Below are 14,390 nucleotides of genomic sequence, written 5' to 3'. Positions count from 1 at the left end.
GTTGATGATTCGCCGACCTTTTGGGTCGGCGTTCTTTCGTTATTTGGCAATAGGGATTTATTCGCCGACTAACGTATAGGTGATCACATAGAAATCTTCGTCGTTCGGGTAGATCTCGCGGATCAGCGGCTTGAGTTCATCCAGCGCAATGAACTCTTGAGCTGCGTGTTCTTCGTTGATGTCATCAAAGCCAATTTTTTCGACTGATACGATGTCAATCTGACAGACGTATGCGTCTTTCTCCAGCGTATGAACATCCACGCGTGTGCCTGGAACGTAATGGGATTCAGATTCATCTCTGATCGTGATGGTTTTCTTACCTGACGCAACAAGCGGCGTCAGCCATTCAAAGAACGTGATTTTAGTAGGTGCTTGGCTCACAGAGATTGCCTCAAATAAGTGAGATGACAATAGGAGCGCATTAAAGCACAGAGTGGTGCGATTGCATTGGGATTTTAGAGAAAGAAGCCGATTTTTTGGTGATAAACGACGCGAGGGGGGAGGGTTAAAGCGATTGGCATAGATAAAAGCCTGTATCCCGCTATCTTGCAGGGTTTGGTTTAACGTATAATTAGCGGTTATACCCGCGTCAACCGCGGAGCGCCAGCCTTCAAAATGGCATAGCGCTTTGATCGCTTGGTTGAACGAGAACAGTACAATTTGAGATAAGAAACGTTTGTGAACACAAGTAGCGGAATACGTCTAAATAAATTCATCAGTGATTCTGGTTTTTGCTCGCGCCGCGAAGCAGACAAATTCATTGAACAGCAAAAGGTCACCATCAATGGCATCATCCCTGAGCTTGGCACGAAAGTGTTGCCGGGTGATGAAGTCATGGTGAACAACAAACGCATCGATAAAGTGCCTGAAAGCAAAGTCGATCGTGTTTACATTGCTTACAACAAACCAATTGGTATCACCTGTACGACGGCGCGAAATGTGCGCGGGAATATTGTGGAAGCAATTGGTCATCCTAAACGTATTTTCCCTATCGGACGTCTAGATAAGCCATCAGAAGGGCTTATCTTTCTCACGAGCGATGGCGATATCGTGAACAAGATTCTTCGCGCTGGTAACAACCACGAGAAAGAATACTTGGTGACCGTTGATCGTCCTATCACACCTAAGTTCGTTGAGCTGATGTCTAACGGTATCCCGATCCTAGATACCGTGACCAAACCTTGTGTTGTAGAAAGACAGAGTAAGTTTGTTTTCAAGATCATTCTGACTCAGGGTTTGAATCGCCAAATTCGCCGCATGTGTGAATATCTAGGTTTTGAGGTCACCAAGCTAAAGCGTATCCGCATCATGAATGTGCGTTTGGGCACGCTGAAATTGGGCGAGTGGCGTGAACTGACGGCGCAGGAAATGGACGACATTAACGCAGCTGTTGTGGATTCAAAGAGCACCTTTGAACCTGATGCGGCGTTTTCTGAGGAAGGCATTGGCAACGGAGATGTAAAAAGCGCCGCTAGCGATGCGGCAAAACAGAACTTGAGTTCCGGCAAAATTTCTTTTGCCAAACCTAAACCGGCTGCTCGCAGCGGTCGTGGAGGCCAACGTTCTTTCTCTAAGGAGGGGCAACGTCAGGGTGGTCAACGTAAGGACGGCGAACGCTCGCCGTCATCTCGCCAAGATGGCGGACGCAAAGACAGTGATCGCAAAGAGAACGGTCGCAAAGAGAATGCGCGTTCTGATGATGCCCGCCGTAATGGTCGTAGAGATGACAATCGAAGTGAGCGCCCGAAAAAAGATGCTCCGCGTAATGAGGGGAGACCTCGCGGCGACGATACACGTCCAACGGGTTCTAACAATGGTGACTCGCGTAAGCAGCGCCCACGTCCAAGCGGTCGTCCGCAGAACGATCGCTCACATGGCTCGCGTAATGAGGGTTCTCGCAAAGAGGGTGGTCGAAGCGGTGGCGCACCGAGTGGGCGTAAGCCAAAGGAGCGCCGTTAAAGCTACGTTGTGCACTTAAGTTCAGCACTGAAAAAGGAGTGACGATGTCGCTCCTTTTTTGTGGCGAAAGCCTTTATCTGCATAGGTTACCGTTACAGTCAGTCTTAAAAGCAACAATGAACAATGTGCCTCTGAGAAGAAAACAAATATTTGAGGAGTGAGGGGGCTACTGTTTTGGTGGTGGTATTGAAGCTGAACGTGTTTCGTAGAATAAACAATGAGGAAGGCGATGTGGTGTCGAGAGTATGCATCCTTGCATTCTCTCTGAGGTCTTTGGTTACGGAGCGCTAGAAGGGACTCTCTTTGTTCAGCGCATTGCAAATTTCTACAATGGCCAGTGAAAGACCAGACACAATCATCTGCTGCTGACGCTTAAGCTGAAGTTGGTAGAACTCCAAGTCAATGTCATCATCGGGTTGTGTCTCATCCAATTTCACCATCCCCATCTTCTCTGATAAGTGAAGCTTCTTAATGGCAGTGAGAATGAATGGATGGGTGAACGTGTACTCTTCCCCATCGCTGTTGAGTTGATTACGCAACTTAATAATATCATTTATATCTTGGTAGGCGGCGTCTGGCAGCACGCCCAATCCATAAAGTAATTTTAGGCGCACAGAGAGATCGCCGAGCGGGCCATTGGTATCTAGTAAAGGGCCCACGACGGATGTCACCGCAAAATCGTCTTTGCGGAAAATCCGCTGTACCAAGGAATCGATAGCATCATTAAAGACCTCGACAGAGGCAATAAAAAAGCCGCGCACCGACAGTGCACTATTAAGCCTCTCTAAAATTTGAGTTTCATCTATTGGTGCGACCATTCTCGGTTCGGTATTCTTCCTTGGTATCGGGAGCTTTCGCTCCCGTTTGTCATTGTCCGGACTTGGACGTTTGACGCTATAGCTGGTGGTAGATTGACTCAATGCTTTGCGCCTCTTTGCTCGTTTCTTCTAGGCCACAATAATGCTCAAGCGTTTTGACTACACCGTGTTCTTGCAAATAAGTTTGAAGCTCTACAGCTTGTGGATCTGAGCTATTGGTGTATTTCAATGCAGCTGCAATGCCCTTCAATAGCGCCTGATTGTCCGTGCTGTATTCTATTGTACCGATTAACGGCCTGATTAATCTATCGTTAGGGCCTAATTTTCTGATGGGCTCACGACCAACTCGTCCAACTTCGTCAACAAGGTAGGGATTTGCAAAGCGCTCGATGATTTTATCGATATAGGCATAGTGCTTATCACGATCAAATCCATAACGTTTAATAAGTACTTCGCCGCTCTCCATCATAGCTTGTGTCACTTCTGTGCGAATGACCGCATCACTGATGGATTCACGAATGGTACTGTAACCGGAAAGGCAACCAAGGTATGCAGTAATACAATGCCCAGTGTTCAATGTGAACAACTTCCGCTCGACATACGCCATAAGATTACTGGTACGTTCCATGCCTGTAATCGCAGGTATCTCACCTTTGAACTGTTGGTCATCAACAATCCATTCGCTAAAGCTCTCAACCGTGACTTCAAGTGGGTCGTCGTTCGCCGCATCCATCGGGGGAACGATACGGTCTACGGCAGAATCGACGAACCCAACGTACTCTTCAGCTTTCGCTTGTTCTTCTTGGTTCAAATGCAGGTAAACCTCCGTTTTCAGGTGGGTGCTACCACGCACCATGTTCTCGCAAGCAATGATGTTTAGCGGAGATTCATTGCCGTCTGTAAAGCGCTTCTTTAAACCTTCAGCAATGGTGCGAGCAATCTTGTCGAGGACATTTGCACCTACGGCTGTGGTCACCATATCGGTGGTTGCAATGCGGTCTATGACATCTGAACTCATCGAGTTGACCGCTGAAATGTGGCTAACCGATTCGATTTTGCTTTCTGTGCCGACCACGCGCACGTTGTATTTCTGTTCATGGCTCAATTGATCAATGAGTGGTTCATTGACATCGGCAAACGTGACGGCGACGTTTGAATCGGCAAGTAGTTTACCGATGAAGCCCCGTCCGATGTTACCAGCACCAAAATGTACAGCTTTTTTCATTGTTATTACCTCACCAACATCTTGTTCTAAATGAGAAGCCAGCGATTGCTGGCTTCATTTGCTTCTACTGGCCTTATGCAGCCTCAGAAGCCGATAGAATTTCCAGAACTTCGTTTACGCTGCTCGTTGAAGCGAGACGTTCGATAGCATCAGGGTCATCTAACGCGTTGGTGATTGCGGTAATTACTTGGATGTGTTCGTCGTTTTTCGCTGCGATGCCAATAACGAGTCTTGCAACATCGTCTTCGTCATCAGTGAACTGAACACCTGCAGGGTATTGGCAAATAACGATTCCGGTTTTCTTCACCTTATCTTTCGCTTCAATCGTGCCGTGCGGCACTGCAATTGATTCGCCAAGGTAGGTAGAAACCAACTTCTCGCGTTCGAACATTGCGTCCACATACTCTGGCTCAACGTAACCCAATTCAACCAAACGTTCACCCGCAAAACGAATCGCTTCTTCTTTACTATCAGCGCGAAGTGCTAAATGGACGTTTTGTATTTCTAGCTTGAATGCTGGCACTGGCTCTGGTTGCAGTGTTGGTTCATTCGCCGCGAGTAAAGGTTTTTTGATGTACTCAGCATCATTTGCCGCCTTTGGGCCTTGGGCCGCCAGCAATTGCGTAACTAAGTTGTTGTAAACGACACCGTCGAGGAAGTTCTTCAACGAAATGTGGTGAGCGTGTTCTGCATGTTTACGAGCACGGTCCGTCAAATCTGAGTGAGTGATAACCACGTCAACGTCTGCAGGCAGATTGTTGATAGCGACGTTGGTAACAGAGATTTCGAGGCCGGCTTCAGCCACTTTTTTACGGAGCAGACCTGCGCCCATGGCACTGGAGCCCATACCCGCATCACATGCGACGATAATGCTTTTCACATCAGCCATGTTCACGTTGCCGCTAGATTTTTGAGCAACCGCCGCGCCTTTAGACGTCGCTTTCATGTCTTTCATTTGAGATGTGGCTTTGTTTAGCGCGTCCTCATCACCGTTTTCATCAGTCTCACCCTGTGCTTTAAGCAATACGGAGGCAACAAAGAAAGAAACGGCGGTAGAAGCGGCAACAGAAAGCAGCACACCAACCAGTGAACTCTTAGGCGTCATCAACAGAATCGCGAAGATAGAACCTGGCGATGCAGGCGACACTAGGCCAGCGTTGAAGACGGTCAGAATGAACACACCTGTCATACCACCAGCAATTGCAGCAATAAGAAGGCGTGGGTTCATCAATACGTATGGGAAGTAGATTTCGTGGATACCACCGAAAATCTGAATGATAGATGCGCCGCCAGCGGTTTGTTTTGCCATGCCTTTACCGAAGAACATGTAAGCCAGAAGAATACCAAGACCTGGACCTGGGTTTGCTTCAATCAGGAAGAAGATAGACTTACCCGTTTCTGCTGCTTGCTGAATACCCAACGGAGAGAATATACCGTGGTTGATCGCATTGTTGAGGAACAGAATCTTTGCTGGTTCTACAAGAATGGAAGTCAAAGGGAGGAGATTAGCTTCTACAAGGAAGTTAACGCCAGAAGCCAGCATGTCAGAAACGACTTTAACAAATGGACCTATCAGGAAGAATGCGACAATCGCACACAACATACCGATGACGCCGGATGAGAAGTTGTTGACCAACATCTCAAAGCCACTTTTGACTTTGCCTTCGATTTTCTTATCGAATGTTTTGATTGCTAGACCGCCCATAGGACCAACAATCATCGCGCCCATAAACATAGGGATGTCTGAGCCAACGATAACGCCCATCGTGGTGACTGCACCTACCACAGCGCCTCGATCGCCACCGACCAACTTACCACCGGTATAACCGATAAGAAGAGGGAGTAAGTAGGTGATCATTGGGCCAACCATTGCTGCCAGTGTTTCGTTAGGCCACCAACCGGTTGGGATGAAAAGTGCGGTGATTATGCCCCACGCGATAAATGCGCCAATGTTAGGCATAACCATATTTGAGAGAAACCGACCAAAATTTTGTACTTTGATCTTCGCATCTGGTGATATCATAAGTGTTACCCGTTTGAAGTTTCTTTAAATTGTGTAAAGCGGTTCGCCAAAACCGCTGGTTTGTTTGTCGTCAACATCAAATTACCACACAAACGCTTAAAGACGCCGATGACGGGTTTTTTTTGATCATCGTCACGTTATCACCCCCGTTCTTTCTGAAAAAAGTGAGACCTATCTCGCATTTGGCTTGTAATTTTATTTCAAATTTTAAGTTAACAAAAAGTCAACATTTTTAACGACATCTAAAAGAGATTTTTGTCACATTTATATCTTATGCCTGGGTGATATTTATTGTGATATAAATCACTAAAGTGAATATTTCATGTCCCCATGCGCAAATTAAGGTGATCTAAATCACATTTTATTTGTTAATTCTCTTGGTCAATAAAGTGATGGCTCTCTCTAAAAGCCATTTTGTAATTTTTTGACATTATGTTAATGACCACTTCTGATGTTATCAGCCAGTTGCGACTCATCATTCTCCATTCCTTAGATGCACACCCCGCTTGAGTCTGTTTGAGTATAGTTATGTCTCTGATATGCTGGTTCGAGGAATTACGCTGGAGTGAAAGAATGAAAAAAATTAAGCACGAAGCCCAGTTATTAAAAAAGGCATTGAGTATTGGTGAGCAATACGCCAAGAAGCGTGGGTACATAACTTTTGATGAAGGAACGTCTAATAAGATAAAAATTGAATGCATCTACCGCTTGTTGGTGGATGATAAAGTGATAGTTCCCCTTGCTTCTGACAAAGAAGACGGCCCAAATATGAAGCATAAACTGGTGCTTTGGATTCAAAAACAGCTTCCCGAAGGGCACCCACTTCTCGTCGACTGATAACCCACTGCAAGTCATCTACGTAGATTGACCATAAGCTAAAGCAACATGAGAGGTTCTGAGCATGAAAAAAACAGCACTTATCTACGGCGCAATGGGATTAATCCCGTTTATTGCTTTTGGCATCTTGTTGCCCATTTGGCCTATTGATTGGCAAGGCGCTCTAATCCATACCTTCTTGAGTTATAGCGCGGTGATTTTGGCCTTTCTTTCTGGCGCAGTCTGGGGAATGACAATCAGTGGCGCAAAGCCTGACAAACCGACAAACGGTCTTACTGTAGGCATTGTTTTCTCTTTGGTTGCGGTGGGCGCATTGTTGATGCCGTATCCTTACTCACTCTACTTACTGATCGCGTCCTTTGTGATTTTGTTTGCGTTAGAAGTTGGGCTGATGTTCAAAGGGATTTATCCGTTTTGGTACACGTTAATGCGAGCGGTACTTACGGCGGTTGTGGTGGTTTGCCATGTGTTCCTGCTTTACTGGTTGGAAGGCAACGGTATGAGTGGGCTAGCCACACAAGCAGCATAAAAAAAGCGCCTAAGGGCGCTTTTTTCTCTCTATTGCTTTAGTCTTCTAAATCATCTTGCCATGGCATTTCAGGCAACATATCTAAATGTTCTTGGTAGCGTTTAAGGTTGAACTCACCACCACCTTTTGCCACGTCATAGACTTCGACCATCAGCGCACATGCAATGTATTCAATGGCTTCTTCCTGTGAAGAACCTGTCATACGCAGACGCATCAATGTTTCTTTCACTTTTTTAGGGTGATTGTCGTTGAGTTGGTTTTCAACGATCTCTAAAAGATGTTCGCTGGTGAGGATGTCGTCATCGTTCATGAATTTTCGCCTTGCGCTCGCGCTGTTATTAAGTTTTTACCGCTGTATGGTACGGCAAAAAGCGTACTTCTCGCCACCGAGACGACAAAATTTTTACTCCCTTGACTGAAACTGGCATTCGAGAGTTCGGTCGAAAGTGCTCGCTGGATGAGGTTCAAGGATAAAACTGGACCAAAAAAGCAACGAACGGTCAATGTGATGATTCTTTTCTTGGTTTGCTCATGCTTACCTGAGACAATTCAGCGGTAATTTTTATATCAGACGGCTTAATATGAAACTTTTAGTTCGCAACCTAGCGCGCACCATGACTGAGCATGAAATCCGTGTTCTTTTCTCCACACATGGTTCAGTGGGAGAGTGTACGCTTGTTCTAGACCAAGAAACGGGTCTATCGAAGGGATTTGCGTTTGTTGAAATGCCAAATGAAGATGAAGCAAAAGCAGCGATTGCTGGCCTAAATCTTAGCGATGTTGCCAAGAGCAAGATCCGCGTAAAGAAAGCTGATCGTTAATTCTGCTTTCTCTTATACCTTAAAAGCCAGCCTTTCAACGGGCTGGCTTTTTCGTTTTATGCTTCAATAAGCTTACGCGCTTGTTAGTGCTAGGCTTCTTTGTTCATTGCGACAGCATTAATGCAGTAACGAAGCTTGGTGGGTTCAGGTCCATCAGGGAAGACATGACCAAGGTGCGCATCACACACGTTGCATGTCACTTCAACACGCGTCATTCCGTGCGAAATATCCATGGTATACGCCACTACATTTTCCTCGAGTGGTGCGGTGAATGACGGCCAACCTGTTCCAGAGTCGAATTTCTCTTGCGCATCAAACAGGCGAGTGTCGCAGCATGCGCAGGCATAAACGCCGGGCTGAAAAATACCGCACATCTCTGAGCTAAATGGACGTTCGGTGCCGTGCTTACGTGTGACATAAAATTGCTCTTCGCTTAGCTCGGCCTGCCATTCCACTTCTGTTTTCTCAACCCGACGTGGAGGGGTAGGGTTACCGTGTTTTGCTGTGGTTAATACAGACTCCCAGTTAAGCATAGTGTCACCTTCCTATCTATTTAATTGATAACCCACGTCGCGCATGAACACGCGTGGTGAATGAAAAGACCGACGTGCCACAACAAATATTTCATTACGAACAAGGTGACCTCAGTGTGGGATGATTTGTACTAAGGTTGATCCATGGTTCGTTATCCCCATTTATTGCTCCAACAGTGCTTTAGTTTGTCAGTGTTACGCACATGGCTGGTTTTGCTGATCGTGTCTGCTGGTGGTTGTTCCACATCAAACTCTACGACAGATACGTTGTCGGATTTTTCTCAGATCAAAGATGATGAGGTTCTTCTTGTTGGTCGCGTTACCGTGCTCCCCGCAGTAGTGGGGGCGTCGTTAAAACAAGAGACTGACACCTTTATGCCATTTGACGGTGAACGGGTGCTGGTCTGGCTGGATACGAATGTGCCAGAAAATGACTCCCGTGGGAAAATGGCCGTGACCTCGAGCAGTGCGCTTGGTCTGTTGGCTGACTGGAACATCCCCTTTTATATAGCGATCCCAAAACAAACCCAGATGCTGACTGGACTTGAGCGTGCTCTTCGTGAGGGAGAATCGTTGCGTTATGTCAACTTGGTGCTGCCTGAGTGGTTTACTGTACTTGTGCGTGCCGACGATGTTGCCGTGTACATTGGCAATCTGCGTGTCTATGTTGATGAGTTCGACGAGATTGTTGCCGTAGAAGTTGTGGATGAATCTAAGTCAGCCCGCCAACGTATTCGTCAGCGCTTTGGTGAGCAGATTCGTTTCCGTGTATCTTTACTGGCACCCTCTGACTATCTGCAATGATTTGATCACGACTGTTTGCTCTCAAGGCTATTGCCATATCCATATGTATGTTCTTCAATGAGAAAAAACCTGAACATCACGCTGGATCATTGGCTTTGCTCACTTAGGGTCTCTAAGGCTTCAACGCGACGGAAATCTTCGAGATCGAAGTGAGAATGCTTGAGTGTAGCGAGTGCCTGATCTTGCTCATCCTTCGATAGTGTGGCCTTTTGCAGTATTTCGCTGCGTTGGGCAAGATACTGTTGAAATGTTTGTTTAAAGGCGGCTTCTTGTGTCTCAAGAGCCTCAAGTCGTGATGCGGCTTCCTCCCCGACGAGGTCACGAATTCTCTCCGACTTCGTCTTGTCATCGAGTGATAGGGCGGTACTTAGTTGCCCAATCAGCGCGGCATTTTGGTAGCTCTCTTTCATGTCAGGGGTTAGTTGGTCGAGTTCTGACTGCCACTGTGCTTGGTAGCTGTCTTCATCCAGCCCTAGTAGTTCAATCTCCAATCGCTTTATCGCCATTTCTCGCGTCAGGTTTTGTTCATAGAACAGACGTTTTTGTTCTTCTTCACTGAAATGCTCTGATTGCATCGACAGGCTTTGATGATGGATATATTGCAAATAATCAATGCCAGAAAGTGATTGTGGCGGTGTGATAAGAGCCAGTGATTGACGATACGCCTGATATTTTTCAAACAGTATTTTTTGGCGTTCACCAAAGCTCATTGTGTCCGCAAAGTCGGTATAGGATTCATTAAGCTGTGCTAGGTTTTGTTCGCCCAACGTTGAAAGAAAATATTCAAACGTATCGCGATCTGATGAAATATCAACGTCTGTGCCTTGGTGTGAGCGCACTTGTGACTGTTCCTCGTTCTCATCTTTTGAGTAAACCGAAACAAACACGGCAAAGATGACGCCTGCCACAAGCAATAGAAGAATTTTGTAAGTTGTAAAGCTAATGCGCATGGCGTGCTCCTTGTCATCGTTGAATTAACGCTCACGTACCGAGTCAACTCTCTTGCAAGGAGTGAGCGTTAATTTCTGGGCGTGTACCTATGTTCGGTATCGCTTTATTACAAACCTTGTCGTTTTAATCGATTAGCGTGTTGACGAAAAATCGTCACTGGATCGGTTTCAAACAAGTGGTGCAGCCCGAAAAACTGATTCACCTCATCCAGATGATTCATGCGGTAGTTACTGCGAATAACACGACCCAAATGCGTTGCACAGCGACCGACAAGGCCATCGTTAGGTTCTGAAAAGAACAGCCCCGTCACAAACAGCGCTGGGTCGGTGATATCAAGAATGTTGGTGGCAGTGCTAGTGCCTGACCATGAGTAGTAGTAAACGCCATTGGCTTCACGGTAGCGACCCTCTCCGCATCGCGAAGTCGGAATGCCTTCGGGATATTTGGCATTGAACGCTCGTGAACCTTTGGTGGTTAAAGAGTGAAGGGAAGCAAGCGGGTCTTGAGGCAGATGGCTGCCACCAGACAGGGCACTAATTAAACCCGATAAAGCGCGAGCGGCACTGACCGCTAAGGCTTCCCCTGCAGAATTTGGAGCAAATGCTTTTCTCACCACATCGGCAAACTCAGAGCCTTTATTGACACCGCCAACACTGGCGACTGATGCCACATAATGGGGTGCTACAGAAGCCACATAGCGCGCTGTTGGGCTGCCATGACTGTGTCCGATGAGATTAACCTTTTGCGCACCAGTGACGGCGCGTATCCAACGAACTTGCTGTAATAGTTGCTCGCCGCGTGCTTCCGAACTGTTAGTCGCAGAGACTTGAGCAACAAAAACTTTAGCGCCACTGCGTGTTAATGCTTGAGGAATGGCGTGGAAGTAATCGACGCCGAGGATCCGGTCAAACCCAAATAGGCCATGAACCAGCACAATGGGATATTTTGTTTGTGTGTAGCCTGTCGTGGAGGTGCCGCTGGTGCTTGATCCTGCAAAAACAGAAATAGACGTTGTTGCGAGTAGCAGTGACAGTATGAATCCTTTCACAATAATTACCTCTGGTCAGTCCTCTGATGTCGGTTACATATTAGCCACCTGTTAACCATGGTTTTTGTCTCATTAGTGAGATGTTTGTTAATTGTTAAATTTTATTGTGTGGAAACTAACGGAGAGAGCGGGTTGTCAGCAAGGAGCAGGCAAAAAAAAGAGCTGCGTGAGAACGGCAGCTCTTTAATGCAGGATAACCTGTTAGAAGCGAGGTTATCCGATGTGTTAAATCAATGATGGGATAGCTTATTGAACGCCGATACCAAACTTGATTTCATTGCTTGAATCGTCGGTCACTTCATCCAAGTAATGTTCTACTTGTTGTTCTACCAAGCGATCTGGCTCTTCAAAGTAAGCAATGTGGAAAATTGCATCTCCTTCGTTAACCAACGGCAACGTTTGCTGACCAATGATGATGCCACCTAGTGGAGCAATGGTCTGGATTTCTTCGCTTCCGCCTGGGCTGCTGATTGATGCTAACAGTTGGCCTTTACTGACACGCTGACCTAGGGATACGTGTGAACGCAAAATACCGTCTGACTCTGCACGAAGCCAACGCGTAGCGCGAGCAATAACAGGTTCAACTTTCGACTTGCGTGCACTCTTACGGATCATGCCTAAGTGCTGCATTACGCGTTTCACACCGTTCACACCTGCAGTAATCGCATACGGTTCGAATCGAAGCGCTTCACCCGCTTCATAGGTGATTACAGGTATGCCAATTTTCTCGGCTTCAGAACGTAGAGAGCCTTCACGAAGAGCAGCATCGATAACAACAGGCGTACCGAATGCAATGGCCATTTCATTGGTTTCTTCGTTAGACAAGTTTGCACGAATTTGTGGCAAATTTGTACGATAGATAGCGGCAGTATGCAGATCCATAATATGGGTGCATCGGCGTACGATCTGTTCGAAGATCTGGTATGCCATGCGTCCTGCTATCGAGCCACGTTCTGAACCTGGGAAACAGCGGTTTAGGTCTCTGCGATCAGGGAGATAACGTGACTTGTGAATGAAGCCGAAAACATTGACGACTGGAATCGCAATAAGCGTGCCTTTCAGCGTCGCTGGGTTAATGCGTTCTAGCGTCTGACGGACAACTTCAACACCATTCAATTCGTCGCCATGAATGGCGGCGTTAATCATTAGAACAGGGCCGGGCTTCTTTCCATGAATAACTTCCGCTGTCACTGACAGCGGTGAGTGTGTATAAAGCTTGGCAACTTCAAATTCAACGCTTGCGCGTTCACCTGGCGGGATGGTTATCCCGCCAATTTCAAATGCGTTATTTTTATTATTGGCTTTTGACACGTGTCCTTGTCCTCGGAGAAGAGACTATTTTCTCTATATGTTCTATGACCAAACTTGCCACGTCTTTACCCGTTGCAGTTTCGATCCCTTCTAGACCTGGTGATGAGTTAACTTCCATCACTAGGGGGCCGCGCTCAGAGCGCAGTAAATCAACGCCTGCAACATGTAGGCCCATAGCCTTCGCAGCAGCAACCGCTGTTTTACGTTCTTCTGGTGTAATGCGAACAAGTGACGCACTACCACCACGGTGAAGGTTTGAACGGAATTCACCCGGCAGAGCTTGACGCTTCATCGCTGCGATGACTTTGTCACCGATAACGAAACAGCGAATATCAGCACCGCCAGCTTCCTTGATGTATTCCTGCACCATGATGTTAGCTTTCAGACCCATAAAGGCTTCGATTACACTCTCAGCAGCTTTACGCGTTTCAGCCAAAACCACACCAATACCTTGTGTGCCTTCCAACAGCTTGATAACAACGGGTGTGCCACCAACCATGCTCAGAAGGTCTTTAATATCACCTGGTTTGCTTGCAAAACCTGTGATGGGCATACCAATATTTTTACGAGACAGTAATTGAAGCGAACGAAGCTTGTCACGTGAGCGTGAGATAGCCACTGAATCGTTAACGGTGTAGATACCCAGCATTTCAAACTGACGTAATACGGCACAACCATAGAAGGTCACAGAAGCACCAATACGTGGAATAACAGCATCAAAACCTACCAGATCTTCACCCATAAGATGAATAGAAGGCTGTGTTGAGTTGATGTTCATATAACAGCGCAGTGCGTCAATGATTTTGTATTCGTGCCCACGTGCTTCACACGCTTCGATCAGGCGACGGGTCGAGTAAAGGTTTGCGTTGCGAGATAGAATTCCAATTTTCATAAACTTAACCTTGTGGCGCTTCAACGATGAATGATGCTTCTGAATCGACCAGTAGTCGGCCTTCCATAGCGGTTCGTCCCAGTAACATTCTAAATTGCATGTTATCGCGTGCTGTTAATGTCATCTCTATTGGGTAGCGCATTGTCCCAATAACTAATGTTGTTAGGATGACATAGCGGAAAGTCTCATGACCGCCCGAGTCGCGAACTGTTCGCATGTCGATGACTTTCGCGTGGCATTCTTGCTCTGTAACGCTGTCATCTTGAATTGGATGAACCCAAAACTTCACCCATTTTTCGTCATTTTTTTCGTATTCTTCAATACCAAAAGTGTGCAGGCACGATGTTCTAGCCCCGGTGTCCACTTTTGCTTTAATTGCAGAGATGTTTAGCTCTGGAAGGCCCACCCATTCACGCCAGCCGACAGTCGTCATTGCATTTGCTTTAGTTTGGTTTGATTCTTCGACCTGTGTTGGTCGAGCTGCGTTGTTGTCAGTCATCTCTGTCAATGCCCCGGATAGTGTATTTCGGTATGATGGAGTGAGCGCGCCAGTCGTTGACACTAACTCAAGTAAAACGATAGCTGCTCTGCGAATTTTTTCCGCTCACATTTATAAGAACCGATTGAATAATCAACACT

General features: G+C 46.6%; 16 protein-coding genes. 5 read left to right on the top strand and 11 right to left on the bottom strand.

Going from position 1 to position 14,390, the window contains the following annotated elements:
- Nucleotides 1-57: 57 nt before the first annotated feature.
- Nucleotides 58-381 carry a N(4)-acetylcytidine aminohydrolase gene (gene yqfB, locus LRP50_RS12885; RefSeq protein WP_274164871.1) on the bottom strand — a complete coding sequence of 108 codons (324 nt, stop codon included), beginning with the start codon at nt 379-381 and terminating at the stop codon, nt 58-60.
- Nucleotides 382-678: 297 nt separating this feature from the next.
- Between yqfB and rluF the strand changes: the two genes are divergently transcribed.
- Entirely contained in the window at nt 679-1,959 is a 1,281-nt protein-coding gene (gene rluF, locus LRP50_RS12880; protein ID WP_274164870.1) for a 23S rRNA pseudouridine(2604) synthase RluF, read from the top strand.
- A 287-nt stretch (nt 1,960-2,246) separates the two neighbouring features.
- Here the strand turns inward: rluF and LRP50_RS12875 are convergent, their stop codons facing one another.
- The 3 genes from LRP50_RS12875 to LRP50_RS12865 all read right to left on the bottom strand — a co-directional run bounded on the left by LRP50_RS12875 (nt 2,247) and on the right by LRP50_RS12865 (nt 6,025).
- Nucleotides 2,247-2,777, bottom strand: a complete 531-nt coding sequence (locus LRP50_RS12875) for an MltR family transcriptional regulator (RefSeq protein ID WP_274164869.1) — start codon at nt 2,775-2,777, stop codon at nt 2,247-2,249.
- Between the two features lie 76 nt (nt 2,778-2,853).
- On the bottom strand, nt 2,854-4,002 hold the full coding sequence (locus LRP50_RS12870) for a mannitol-1-phosphate 5-dehydrogenase (protein WP_274164868.1): 1,149 nt from the start codon (nt 4,000-4,002) through the stop codon (nt 2,854-2,856).
- Nucleotides 4,003-4,075: 73 nt separating this feature from the next.
- A complete protein-coding gene (locus tag LRP50_RS12865) occupies nt 4,076-6,025 on the bottom strand; it encodes a PTS mannitol transporter subunit IICBA (RefSeq protein WP_274164867.1) in 1,950 nt (649 codons plus the stop codon).
- Nucleotides 6,026-6,598: 573 nt separating this feature from the next.
- Here LRP50_RS12865 and LRP50_RS12860 point away from each other — a divergent pair.
- Nucleotides 6,599-6,862: a DUF5062 family protein gene (locus LRP50_RS12860; protein WP_274164866.1), complete on the top strand. Its 264-nt coding sequence runs from the start codon at nt 6,599-6,601 to the stop codon at nt 6,860-6,862.
- A 64-nt stretch (nt 6,863-6,926) separates the two neighbouring features.
- Nucleotides 6,927-7,391: a DUF3429 domain-containing protein gene (locus tag LRP50_RS12855; RefSeq protein WP_274164865.1), complete on the top strand. Its 465-nt coding sequence runs from the start codon at nt 6,927-6,929 to the stop codon at nt 7,389-7,391.
- A gap of 37 nt (nt 7,392-7,428) precedes the next feature.
- Here LRP50_RS12855 and LRP50_RS12850 read toward each other — a convergent pair whose 3' ends face one another.
- A complete protein-coding gene (locus LRP50_RS12850) occupies nt 7,429-7,701 on the bottom strand; it encodes a hypothetical protein (protein ID WP_028023959.1) in 273 nt (90 codons plus the stop codon).
- A gap of 271 nt (nt 7,702-7,972) precedes the next feature.
- Here LRP50_RS12850 and LRP50_RS12845 point away from each other — a divergent pair, with 271 nt between their 5' ends.
- A complete protein-coding gene (locus LRP50_RS12845; RefSeq protein ID WP_274164864.1) occupies nt 7,973-8,212 on the top strand; it encodes an RNA recognition motif domain-containing protein in 240 nt (79 codons plus the stop codon).
- Nucleotides 8,213-8,301: 89 nt separating this feature from the next.
- On the opposite strand, the gene msrB is transcribed toward LRP50_RS12845, so the two are convergent.
- The gene (gene msrB / locus LRP50_RS12840; RefSeq protein WP_274164863.1) at nt 8,302-8,745 is read right to left on the bottom strand and encodes a peptide-methionine (R)-S-oxide reductase MsrB; all 444 of its coding nucleotides are present in this window, start codon (nt 8,743-8,745) and stop codon (nt 8,302-8,304) included.
- Between the two features lie 144 nt (nt 8,746-8,889).
- On the opposite strand from msrB, the gene LRP50_RS12835 reads away from it, so the two are divergent.
- A complete protein-coding gene (locus LRP50_RS12835; protein WP_274164862.1) occupies nt 8,890-9,549 on the top strand; it encodes a hypothetical protein in 660 nt (219 codons plus the stop codon).
- 86 nt (nt 9,550-9,635) lie between these two features.
- On the opposite strand, the gene LRP50_RS12830 is transcribed toward LRP50_RS12835, so the two are convergent.
- From LRP50_RS12830 to LRP50_RS12810, 5 genes are all read right to left on the bottom strand, one after another.
- Nucleotides 9,636-10,499, bottom strand: coding sequence for a lipase secretion chaperone (locus LRP50_RS12830; protein WP_274164861.1), 864 nt, complete (start codon nt 10,497-10,499; stop codon nt 9,636-9,638).
- 107 nt (nt 10,500-10,606) lie between these two features.
- A complete protein-coding gene (locus LRP50_RS12825; RefSeq protein ID WP_420791221.1) occupies nt 10,607-11,548 on the bottom strand; it encodes a lipase family alpha/beta hydrolase in 942 nt (313 codons plus the stop codon).
- 246 nt (nt 11,549-11,794) lie between these two features.
- Nucleotides 11,795-12,859, bottom strand: coding sequence for a succinylglutamate desuccinylase/aspartoacylase family protein (locus LRP50_RS12820; protein ID WP_274164860.1), 1,065 nt, complete (start codon nt 12,857-12,859; stop codon nt 11,795-11,797).
- Nucleotides 12,843-13,751, bottom strand: coding sequence for a 30S ribosomal protein S6--L-glutamate ligase (gene rimK / locus LRP50_RS12815; protein WP_028023965.1), 909 nt, complete (start codon nt 13,749-13,751; stop codon nt 12,843-12,845). The genes LRP50_RS12820 and rimK overlap by 17 nt, the downstream gene beginning before the upstream one ends.
- A 4-nt stretch (nt 13,752-13,755) precedes the next feature.
- Nucleotides 13,756-14,184, bottom strand: a complete 429-nt coding sequence (locus LRP50_RS12810) for an ATP-dependent zinc protease family protein (RefSeq protein ID WP_337992916.1) — start codon at nt 14,182-14,184, stop codon at nt 13,756-13,758.
- Nucleotides 14,185-14,390: the final 206 nt, after the last annotated feature.

This window comes from Enterovibrio gelatinilyticus, assembly GCF_028683095.1.
Taxonomy (GTDB): Bacteria; Pseudomonadota; Gammaproteobacteria; order Enterobacterales; family Vibrionaceae; genus Enterovibrio; species Enterovibrio gelatinilyticus.
This window is presented reverse-complemented; position numbering and strand designations above follow the sequence as displayed.

Excerpts from the sequence above, each read along its gene's own strand:
- LRP50_RS12875 (WP_274164869.1), bottom strand. The coding sequence starts at position 2,777 with ATGGTCGCACCAATAGATGAAACTCAAATTTTAGAGAGGCTTAATAGT.
- LRP50_RS12870 (WP_274164868.1), bottom strand. The coding sequence starts at position 4,002 with ATGAAAAAAGCTGTACATTTTGGTGCTGGTAACATCGGACGGGGCTTC.
- LRP50_RS12865 (WP_274164867.1), bottom strand. The coding sequence starts at position 6,025 with ATGATATCACCAGATGCGAAGATCAAAGTACAAAATTTTGGTCGGTTT.
- LRP50_RS12860 (WP_274164866.1), top strand. The coding sequence starts at position 6,599 with ATGAAAAAAATTAAGCACGAAGCCCAGTTATTAAAAAAGGCATTGAGT.
- LRP50_RS12855 (WP_274164865.1), top strand. The coding sequence starts at position 6,927 with ATGAAAAAAACAGCACTTATCTACGGCGCAATGGGATTAATCCCGTTT.
- LRP50_RS12850 (WP_028023959.1), bottom strand. The coding sequence starts at position 7,701 with ATGAACGATGACGACATCCTCACCAGCGAACATCTTTTAGAGATCGTT.
- LRP50_RS12845 (WP_274164864.1), top strand. The coding sequence starts at position 7,973 with ATGAAACTTTTAGTTCGCAACCTAGCGCGCACCATGACTGAGCATGAA.
- msrB (WP_274164863.1), bottom strand. The coding sequence starts at position 8,745 with ATGCTTAACTGGGAGTCTGTATTAACCACAGCAAAACACGGTAACCCT.
- LRP50_RS12835 (WP_274164862.1), top strand. The coding sequence starts at position 8,890 with ATGGTTCGTTATCCCCATTTATTGCTCCAACAGTGCTTTAGTTTGTCA.
- LRP50_RS12830 (WP_274164861.1), bottom strand. The coding sequence starts at position 10,499 with ATGCGCATTAGCTTTACAACTTACAAAATTCTTCTATTGCTTGTGGCA.
- rimK (WP_028023965.1), bottom strand. The coding sequence starts at position 13,751 with ATGAAAATTGGAATTCTATCTCGCAACGCAAACCTTTACTCGACCCGT.
- LRP50_RS12810 (WP_337992916.1), bottom strand. The coding sequence starts at position 14,184 with ATGACGACTGTCGGCTGGCGTGAATGGGTGGGCCTTCCAGAGCTAAAC.